Annotated in this window: 8 protein-coding genes; 4 read left to right on the top strand and 4 right to left on the bottom strand. The window is 69.0% G+C overall.

The window, feature by feature from the left end:
- Positions 1-418: 418 nt before the first annotated feature.
- Positions 419-1159: a GntR family transcriptional regulator gene (locus Apa02nite_RS49215; protein WP_203831321.1), complete on the bottom strand. Its 741-nt coding sequence runs from the start codon at positions 1157-1159 to the stop codon at positions 419-421.
- 135 nt (positions 1160-1294) lie between these two features.
- Between Apa02nite_RS49215 and Apa02nite_RS49210 the strand changes: the two genes are divergently transcribed.
- The 4 genes from Apa02nite_RS49210 to Apa02nite_RS49195 all read left to right on the top strand — a co-directional run bounded on the left by Apa02nite_RS49210 (position 1295) and on the right by Apa02nite_RS49195 (position 3469).
- On the top strand, positions 1295-1486 hold the full coding sequence (locus tag Apa02nite_RS49210; RefSeq protein WP_203831320.1) for a hypothetical protein: 192 nt from the start codon (positions 1295-1297) through the stop codon (positions 1484-1486).
- A 372-nt stretch (positions 1487-1858) separates the two neighbouring features.
- Entirely contained in the window at positions 1859-2272 is a 414-nt protein-coding gene (locus Apa02nite_RS49205; RefSeq protein WP_203831319.1) for a hypothetical protein, read from the top strand.
- A 223-nt stretch (positions 2273-2495) separates the two neighbouring features.
- The gene (locus Apa02nite_RS49200; protein WP_203831318.1) at positions 2496-2933 is read left to right on the top strand and encodes a hypothetical protein; all 438 of its coding nucleotides are present in this window, start codon (positions 2496-2498) and stop codon (positions 2931-2933) included.
- 41 nt (positions 2934-2974) lie between these two features.
- Positions 2975-3469, top strand: a complete 495-nt coding sequence (locus tag Apa02nite_RS49195; protein ID WP_373873110.1) for a metallophosphoesterase family protein — start codon at positions 2975-2977, stop codon at positions 3467-3469.
- Between the two features lie 59 nt (positions 3470-3528).
- Here Apa02nite_RS49195 and Apa02nite_RS49190 read toward each other — a convergent pair whose 3' ends face one another.
- The 3 genes from Apa02nite_RS49190 to Apa02nite_RS49180 all read right to left on the bottom strand — a co-directional run bounded on the left by Apa02nite_RS49190 (position 3529) and on the right by Apa02nite_RS49180 (position 8869).
- On the bottom strand, positions 3529-4170 hold the full coding sequence (locus tag Apa02nite_RS49190; protein ID WP_203831316.1) for an LPXTG cell wall anchor domain-containing protein: 642 nt from the start codon (positions 4168-4170) through the stop codon (positions 3529-3531).
- Positions 4171-4373: 203 nt separating this feature from the next.
- Positions 4374-6059 (bottom strand): ThuA domain-containing protein, encoded by a 1686-nt coding sequence (locus tag Apa02nite_RS49185; protein WP_239165117.1) that lies wholly within the window; start codon positions 6057-6059, stop codon positions 4374-4376.
- A complete protein-coding gene (locus Apa02nite_RS49180; RefSeq protein ID WP_203831315.1) occupies positions 6056-8869 on the bottom strand; it encodes a PQQ-dependent sugar dehydrogenase in 2814 nt (937 codons plus the stop codon). Before Apa02nite_RS49180 ends, Apa02nite_RS49185 begins: the two co-directional genes overlap by 4 nt.
- Positions 8870-8943: the final 74 nt, after the last annotated feature.

Here is an 8943-nt window from a genome sequence, read left to right as displayed (position 1 = left end):
GCGAGCAGCCATCGTCGTCTTGCGACCGTTACAACCACCATGAGTGCCCGCCCGCGGCTATCCAGCGAGCACTCATGGTCGCCTCACGACCGATTTAGGGGGCGGTACCGATACGCGGTGCCTTTACGCGGACTGCTGCCGCCCCCAGGTGGGCGACAGCAGTCCGCAGCACCCGATCGCGTCCTGCAACCGCCCTCGGAACCCGCCGAACGCGGATCCCTACCGACCCACCGGCACGAACGGGTACTGCCACCACAAGAACCAGCCGGACCACCCCACCGCAGACAGGCCATGCCGTCCACAACCGGATAGTCACTGGTGGAGAGCCTGCCTCCACCAAACCGCCAACCTTCGCCGGACCTGGCACCGCGCTGAGTCAGCAGAAACGCTCAGGATGTCGGCCGCGCCTATGCCGGCATCACGCGCCGAAGGCGTATTCCAGGGCGTAGGCGCTGGAATCCAGCACCATGGTGTTGACCTCGACGCAGCGCCGCTCGCCGGTGTAGGCGTGCCGGGTGATCGCGACCACCGGTGTGCCCCGGGGCAGAGCCATCGCTTCCGCCTCCGCCGACGTCGGCATCCGGCACACCAGCGTCTCCCGGAACGTCTCCGGCCCCAGGCCGGCGTTCGCCATCCGGGCATAGATGCCGCCCGGGCCGGGACCCGTATACGCCACCTCGGGTGCCACGGCGACCACGTCCAGCGGGATGTAGCTGGTCGCGGTCTGGACGATCCGATCCTCGATCGCGAAGCGACGCGCCCGGGTCAGCACGGCGGCGCCCACCGGCACGCCGAGCGCCGCCGCGATGTCCTCGGAGGCAGGTTCTTCCTGGACGACCACGTTGACAACACGGAGGCGCCCGCTGGTGTCGTGGTCCTGAATCGACTTGCCCTCGGCCCACCAGGATTGCGAGAGCCGGCCGGGCGACGAACGAAGGATGCGCCCGAACGTGCGGACATACAGGCCGCGGCCGTGCTTGGCGACGATCACTCCGTCGGCGCGGAGGATGTCGACGGCCTTGGACACGGTCCCGGTCGGCACTCCGAAGCGCTGCGCGAGCTCCCGCACGGTCGGCAGGCGGTCGCCCTCGACCAGGCGGCGCGCCTCGATGTCAGCGCGAATCGCCTTGGCGATGTCTCGATACACCGGTTCAGTCACGTGTTCACGGTACCCGTGTTCAGCGTGAACACTCCTTCAGTGTTCACGCACCCTCCGCCCAGACTGAGGGCCGACGGCGGCGCTCGGCCGACTCCGTGTCCCGGGCGCCGCGGTCACCGAGGCCGGAGGCGCAGCATGAACCGTGAGCAGTGGTGGCGCGTGCTCGACAAGCGGCTGCGGGTGCTGCTCGACGAGACCAGGCCCGACCCCAGCGAGGGGGTCGACATCCTGCGCGCCATCGCCGTCGAGCCGGGGTCGGGCCTCGTCGAGATCGCGGACGGGGTGTGGAGTGTGCGGCGCGACGGCGGGTGGGGGTCGACCGGTTGATGGGCGGGCCTCGCCGGCGCGGGTCAGCACACGAAGGCCAAAGGACGTCGTTTCATGACTGCTACAACCACCATGAGCGCTCGCCGAGCCGGACCAGCGAGCGCTCATGGTGGTATCACGGCCGGTTCAGGGACCATGGGGCTCGCTGGACACCCGCGGCGAGCGCCAGTGGTGCAGTTCGACGCTGGCTGGGCGCGCGGCGAACCCTCCGGCGCATGCGGGCGAGGGGGATCAGGCCGCGAAATCGGCGCACCGACCCGCTTGAAGCGTTATCCGGGCGTTACCCATGGGCGAACGGTGTCGCCAATGATCATTGCCCATGATCATCAGCCGGCGATGCCGATCCATTTGCGCTGCTCAGGGCGCTGACTGATGTGGGATGAGCCGACTTATCCGAAGTGGTATGCGGAATGGCCCAAGGAGATATATGTCCGGTGGGTCACCACGTGGACTCTGGTCTACTGGCTGGCTCAGACGGCGGGCACCGCGACCGTGCTGTCCGCCGACGACCTGATGACGGGACTCTTTTCCTCGGTCTTTCATCTGCTGGCCGGTTGGCTGTCGATGAACCTGTTGTGGATCGTCGGTCGGCGCCGCGGTCCGGTGGCCTTTCGCGCTCTGAGCCTGCTCGTCGTTCTCCTGGTCGGATTCACGGTGGAATGCTGCGTTGCCAATCCGTCGATGGCCCTCCCCTGGCTCGTCGTCTCCCTAGGTGTTGCCGCGATAATTCGCCGGCCCAAACCACTGACCCAGCCGGTTCGGCCGTGGGGAAGCGCGGGTTTGTGACGCGATGAACCGCAGCGCAGTACGACGATCTCGTGGTGGGCTTCGCATACAAGACCTGCTGGATCACGGTGCGCGATCGTGGGCCTGAGCAGGTGGCCGACGCGCTCGGATTGAGTACCCGGACGCGGATGCCGTTCCGGACGGGCACCGATCTCGCCCATCGGGAGGGCGTGTATGTCTGCCGGCGATCGGCGGCTGGACTCTCACACACAGCCCGGACGCCATGGGGCTCGACGCCACAAGTCCGGACTTCGCCGAGAAGCTGGGTGCGCTGAGCCACGAGCTGGGCGAGGTGCAGTTCTTCGGAACTCAACGCGTCGTCGAATATCACGCTTGGGCCCGCGCAGTGAATGGCGAAGTGACTCGGGCCTATTGCTACCTCGGGGAGTCCGACGAGGTCATGCTCGCGATCGGCAGCCCCACTCCGGCCGAAAAAGCGGCTCACGTCGGTGTCGTGCCGCCCGACGACACCGAGGAATGGGACACGTGGTCCGAGAACGCGCCCACCGAGGAGACGGTGCTGCGCATAGCCGGAGCGTGGAGTGTCGATCGTGCGGCGCTCGACGATGACGCCATTCAGGAGGCGGGGTGGCACGGCTTTTCCGGCAGACCGCCACGGGGTGGTCGATGGCGCCGCCTTCTGCACCGGCTCACGAGCTGAGCGCGCTGGTCCGCGGTTAGGGTGGTGGGGTGCGGATTCTGATGATGGCGGATACGCATGTGCCGAAGCGGGCTCGGGACCTGCCGGAGCAGCTGTGGGCGGCTGTCGAGGCCGCGGATGTTGTGGTGCACGCGGGTGACTGGGTTGAAGTCGAGCTGTTGGATGCGCTCGAGGGGCGCGCGGCCCGGCTCATCGGCTGTTATGGCAACAATGACGGGGCGGCGCTGCGGGCGCGGCTGCCGGAGGTGGCGCGGGCCGAGGTCGGTGGGGTGCGGCTGGCCGTGGTGCACGAGACCGGGGCGGCTGCCGGCCGGGAAGAACGGTGCGCGGCCGCGTTTCCCGACACGGACGTGCTCGTTTTCGGACACTCGCACATCCCGTGGGACAGCACCACGGCGAGCGGACTGCGGCTGCTGAACCCCGGGTCGCCGACGGATCGGCGGCGGCAGCCGGACTGCACCTACCTCACCGCGGTCGCGGCTGACGGGCACCTGACCGAGGTCCGCCTGCACCGGCTGCCGCGGCGCGGGGCCTAACTGACGAAACCTGCCGCGGCGCGGGGCCTAACTGATGAAGCCTGCCGTGGCGCGCGGGCCTAACTGACGAAGCGGACCCGGCGGCGGGCGGCCAGCACGCCCAGGGCGCCGATGCCGAGCAGAAGCACGCCGATGGCGCCGAGCAGGGCAGTCGTCGAGCCGGTGACCGGCAGGCTCGAGCGGTCGCCGGTGACGCGGATCTTGCTGGTGCCGGTGATCGGGGCGACGCCCTTGGCGGAGAACGTGATGGTCACCTGGCCGGTGTCGCCGGCCGTGGCGGACTTGGCGGCGGTCACCACCACGGGCAGGTACAGCTCGATCGTCTCGCCCTCGAACGACAGGTCGCGCGGGTCGGTACAGGTGACCCGGGTCGGTGACGGCTGGGTGCAGTCGCCGCCGCCGTCCTTGCTCGGGGTGAGGTGGACGTTTTTGAGGCCGGTCAGGTGGTAGGTGACCTTTGCTTCGGTCAGCGTCGTCGGGCCGATCGTGGACCAGATGTTCGGGCCGAGCGGATCGACGCCGGAGCCGCCGACCGGTACGTCGAGGTCGGGGAAGGCGACCGAGACCGGGTTGCCCTCGTGGACTCCCTCGGCCAGGGCGGGGCCCGCTGTGGTGGCGAGGAGAACGCCGGTCACTGCCAGCACGCCGGTCACGCGCCGCACCTTCGGAAGCCGCATGCTCGGGCCCTGTCTCTCGGTCACGGAAACGATGGTCACGGAAACGATCGTCGCGGGAACGATCGTCGCGGGAACGATCGTCGCGGGAACGATCGTCGCGGGAACGATCGTCGCCGAACAGATCGCCGCGAAATGATCCACGCAGCGTAACCGGATTCCCCGCGCGGACAAGGCCGACCCACCCGCGAAATCACGGATGGGCCGGCTATTTCAACAGGTCAGGCTGGTCAGGGCAGGGTCCAGAGCTGGTTGGCGGCGGCCAGGCAGTCCCAGAGGTGGATCTGCTGGCCGTCCGTCGACTTCACCTCCGACACGTCGAGGCACCGGCCCGACTGCGGATTGCGCACCGTCTTGTCCGGATAGGCGACCCAGTTCTGCGCCGCCGACCCGTTGCACGTCCACAGCTGGACCTTCGTGCCGTTGGCCGTGGCGCCGCCGGCCACGTCCAGGCACTTGCCGGAGGACGGGTTGCGCCAGACCTGGCCGCTGACCGACCAGTTCTGGGCACCCGACCCGTTGCACGTCCACAACTGGATCTTCGTGCCGTCCGCGGTGGCGCCGCCGTTGACGTCCAGGCACTTGTTCGCGAAACCACGCACCGGCCCGGTGCCGGTCGACCCACCAAGCTCCTTGATGCGGACGTTGCGGAAGGACGCGTGATCCGCGTCGCCGTGATTCTGCAGGCCGATGTAGCCGGCCAATGATCGTACGGAATCGGGGTTGGTGAAGTCGTTGATCTTGACTCCGTTGAGGAAGACCTGGAGATGCTCGGCCTCCACCCGGATCTCGTAGGTGTTCCACTCGCCCGGCGGGTTGAGGGCGGCGTCGCGGGCCGTGAGGTCGGCCGACTGGAACGTGTAGACGCTGCCGGTGGTGCGGTCGGCGGTGTCGGTGGCGTCGATCTGGATCTCGTAGCCGTTGGTGACCGCGGACCACGGGTCGGCCGACGCCGGGAAACCGATGAAGACGCCGGAGTTGTCGTCGCCGGTCAGCCGCCAGTCGAGTTTCAGCGAGTAGTTGGTGAACTGTTTCGCCGAGTACCAGTACAGGCCCATCCCGCCGGTCGACGACAGGGTGGCATCGGTGTTGGTGAACCCGCCCGGCCCGGCCTGCGACCAGCCGGTGGTCGAGCCGTTGTAGAGCGCGGTGTACCCGGTCTCCGGGCGGCAGTCGGCATCGGAGCGACCGGCCGCGTACCGGATGCCGCCGAGCAGGTGGGCGCGGAAGGCCGGGTCGGCGTACGACTCGATCAGGTGCCCGCCGCCGGTGTAGAACGACCGGCCGGAGCTGACCGTTTTGCACCAGGCGTGCGGGTGGTCGGCGCCCATCCCGCCACCGGAGTACGAGCTCTCGTCGAGGGTGGCGAGCACGTGCGCGGTGGAGCGCGGATTGGTGCGGTAGTTGTACCACTCGTCGGTGCGCGTCCAGGTCTGCGGCAGGTGCGCGGTGGCCGCCTGCGCGCGGTCCTCGACCTTGACGTTCGCCTGCTGGATCGCCGGGTGGGAGGCGAACCACGCGCCGACCAGGTCGCCGTAGAACGGCCAGTCGTACTCGGTGTCGGCGGCCGCGTGCACCCCGGCGTACCCGCCGCCGGCGCGGATGTAGGACTCGAACGCGGTCTGCTGGGTCGCGTCGAGCACGTCGCCGGTGGTGTTCAGGAAGATGACCGCTTCATACTTGGCAAGGTTGGCCGTGGTGAACGCGGTGGCGTCCTCGGTGGCGGTGACGGTGAAGTTGTTCGCCGCGCCGAGGTCACGGATGGCCTGGGTGCCGGCGGCGATCGAGTCGTGCCGGAATCCGGCGGTCTTGGAGAAGACCAGGACGTCGTAGGGATTGTCCGCGGCGGCCGCGGGGGCGACGGCGACAGCGCTGGTCAAGACGGCGACCACGGCGGCGGCGAGAAAGCGGATCACGGCACGCTCCAGAGCTGGTTGGCGGCGGCCAGGCAGTCCCAGATGTGGATCTGCTGACCGTCGGTCGACTTGACTTCAGAAACATCAAGACAACGGCCGGACTGCGGATTTCGTACGGTCTTGTCAGGATAGGCGACCCAGTTCTGCGCGGCGGAGCCGTTGCACGTCCAGAGCTGGACCTTCGTCCCGTTGACGGTCGCTCCCCCGGCCACGTCCAGGCACTTGCCGGAGGCCGGGTTGCGCCACACCTGCCCGTTCACGGCCCACTGCTGTGCGGGCGACTGATTGCACGTCCAGAGCTGGATCTTCGTGCCGTCGACGGCAGCGCCCCCGTTGACGTCGAGGCACTTGCCGGCGAAGCCCGGCACCGGGCCCGTCCCGCCGGTGGTGAACGTGAACGCGTCCACGTCGAACAGCGCCCCGGCCCCACCGGCGAACGTCAGGTACAGCGTGGTGGTGCCGGCCGGCGGATTCGTGATCGCCGTGCTGACGTCGGTGAAGACGCTCCACCCGCCGGTCACCGGTACGGTCGCCGAGCCGAGCACCGTCCCGGTCGCCGACCCGGCCCGCACCTGCAGCGTGCCACCGGTTCCGCCCGACGACACCCGGGCGCTGAGCGTCCTCGCGTTGGCCAGGCTGTACGTGTCGAACGCGATCCAGTCGCCGTTCTCGACGTTGCCGACCGTCTTGCCGCCCTCGGCCTCCGGCTTGTCGAAGACGTTCACCCCGGCCGACGTCTTGAAGTGCTCGGCCTGCCGGTGCCGCGGCTGCAGCACGTGCTGCTTGTGGGTGATCAGGCCACCGTTGTCGGCGTACTCGGCGTCGAAGATCGGGAAGATGTTCGCGGCCGAGTCGTGCTCGCCGTCGACCGGGATGGTGATGCTGCCGGTGCAGCCAATCGACGAGGTGATCTGGTGACCGTGCTGGTCATGCCCGAGCACATAGGTCATCTTGGCCCGGGCGCAGGTGACCGTGCCGTCCTCGGGGTCGGTCACGGTCATGCTGTACGGCACGGTGTCGCCGAAGCTGACCAGCTGCCCGTTGGCCGGCGTGGTGATCGTGACAGCGGGCGCGGTGTTGCCGACCCCGACCTGCACGCCACCGGTGCCGCTCGCGCCCTGCGGGTCGGTCACGGTCAGCGTCACGTTGTACGTGCCGTTCGTGGTGTACGTGTGCGACGGGTTCGCCGCGGTCGACGTGCCGCCGTCCCCGAAACTCCACGCGTAGCTGAGCGCGCCACCCTCCGGATCGGAGGAGCCCGCCGAGGAGAAGGCCACGGCCAGCGGCGCCTGGCCGGAGGTCTTGTCCGCGGTGGCGACCGCGGTCGGCGCCTTGTTGCCGCCGCCCACGTAGTCGTAGCGGTAGAGCGCCGAGTTCGCGTCGCCGTTGAAGTAGCCGGTGCCGTAGTCGAGCACGTACAGGGCGCCGTCCGGGCCGAACGCCATGTCCATCACCTGCTTGCCGTTCCACGGGAAGGTCGCGATCTCGTTGATCGTCCCGTCGGCGTTCAGGTGGATCGGCTTGATGAAGCCCCGGCCGAACTCGCCGGCGAAGAAGTGCCCGTCCAGGTCGGCCGGGAACTTGGTGGCCGACGGGTTGGCGGCGTTGTAGCGGTAGACCGGTCCGGCCATCGGGGACTCCGAGCCGGTGCCGAACTCGGGCGGGGTGCCGGCGTCACCGCCGTACCGGATCCAGGCCGGCTTCGCGGGTGGCAGCTTGCTCAGGCCGGTATTGCGCGGCGAGTTGTTGGTGGCGCCGCCGGCGCAGTCGTACTTGGCACCGGACGTGCCGGCCGCGAAGTCGTAGTCGGCGTACGTCTCGGTCGCGGTGTTCGTGCCGGTGCAGTACGGCCAGCCGAAGTTGCCCGGGGCGGTGATCCGGTTGAACTCGACCTGGCCACCCGGGCCGCGGGTGGACGTAGCGCCGGCGTCCGGGCCGTAGTCGCCGACGTAGACGACACCGGTCGGCTTGTCGACGCTGAGCCGGAACGGGTTGCGGAAGCCCATCGCGTAGATCTCCGGACGCGTCCCGGACGTTCCCGCCGCGAACAGGTTGCCGGACGGGCTGGTATACGTACCATCGGAGTTGATCTTGATTCTGAGGATCTTGCCGCGCAGGTCGTTGGTGTTACCCGCGGACCGCTGGGCGTCGAAGGCCGGGTTGCGGTTGGCGCGCTCGTCGAGCGGCGCATAGCCGTCGGACTGGAACGGGTTGCTGTCGTCGCCGGTGGACAGGTAGAGGTTGCCGGCCGCGTCGAAGTCGATGTCCCCGCCCACGTGGCAGCAGATGCCGCGCGACGCCGGCACATCGAGGACGGCCTTCTCCGCGCTGAGCTTCCAGTCCGCGGTCAGGGTGAACCGGGACAGCCGGTTGACGCCCTGCCACGCGGAGAAGTCGGTGCCGGTGTCCGGCGAGTCGCCGGCCGGGGTGCTCTGCGGCGGTGCGTAGTAGAGGTAGACGAACCGGTTGGTGGCGAAACCGGGGTCGACGCCGACACCCTGCAGACCCTCCTCGTCGTGCGAGTAGACCGGGACGGTACCGACCACGGCGGTGGCGCCGGCCGCGTCGGTGCGCCGCAGCGTGCCGTTGCGCGCGGTGTGCAGCACGGAGCGGTCCGGCAGCACGGCGAGGCTCATCGGCTCGCCCACTTCGGGCTCGCCTTTGGCGAGCGTGACCTGCTGGAAGCTGTTCGGGTCGATGTCGTGGGCGGCGGCCGGGGCAGGCGCCACGAGCAGGGCGGCGGCCAGGATCGCCGCGCAGGCTAGGGCTTTTCTTCGGTACGACGGAAGGTCGGGAGGGACAGCCGGCATGAATGGTCCCTTCTTATCGGGACATTTCGGGCATGCGACAGCGCTGAAGAGCCCGAGGCCCCACGGGATGACGG

Origin of the sequence: Actinoplanes palleronii, assembly GCF_016862315.1 — a bacterium.
GTDB classification, from domain to species: domain Bacteria; phylum Actinomycetota; class Actinomycetes; order Mycobacteriales; family Micromonosporaceae; genus Actinoplanes; species Actinoplanes palleronii.
Note: the sequence above shows the minus strand (reverse complement) of the source record. Positions and strands in the feature narration are given on the sequence as shown.

Excerpts from the sequence above, each read along its gene's own strand:
- Apa02nite_RS49210 (WP_203831320.1), top strand. The coding sequence starts at position 1,295 with ATGAACCGTGAGCAGTGGTGGCGCGTGCTCGACAAGCGGCTGCGGGTG.
- Apa02nite_RS49205 (WP_203831319.1), top strand. The coding sequence starts at position 1,859 with ATGTGGGATGAGCCGACTTATCCGAAGTGGTATGCGGAATGGCCCAAG.
- Apa02nite_RS49200 (WP_203831318.1), top strand. The coding sequence starts at position 2,496 with ATGGGGCTCGACGCCACAAGTCCGGACTTCGCCGAGAAGCTGGGTGCG.
- Apa02nite_RS49195 (WP_373873110.1), top strand. The coding sequence starts at position 2,975 with ATGATGGCGGATACGCATGTGCCGAAGCGGGCTCGGGACCTGCCGGAG.
- Apa02nite_RS49180 (WP_203831315.1), bottom strand. The coding sequence starts at position 8,869 with ATGCCGGCTGTCCCTCCCGACCTTCCGTCGTACCGAAGAAAAGCCCTA.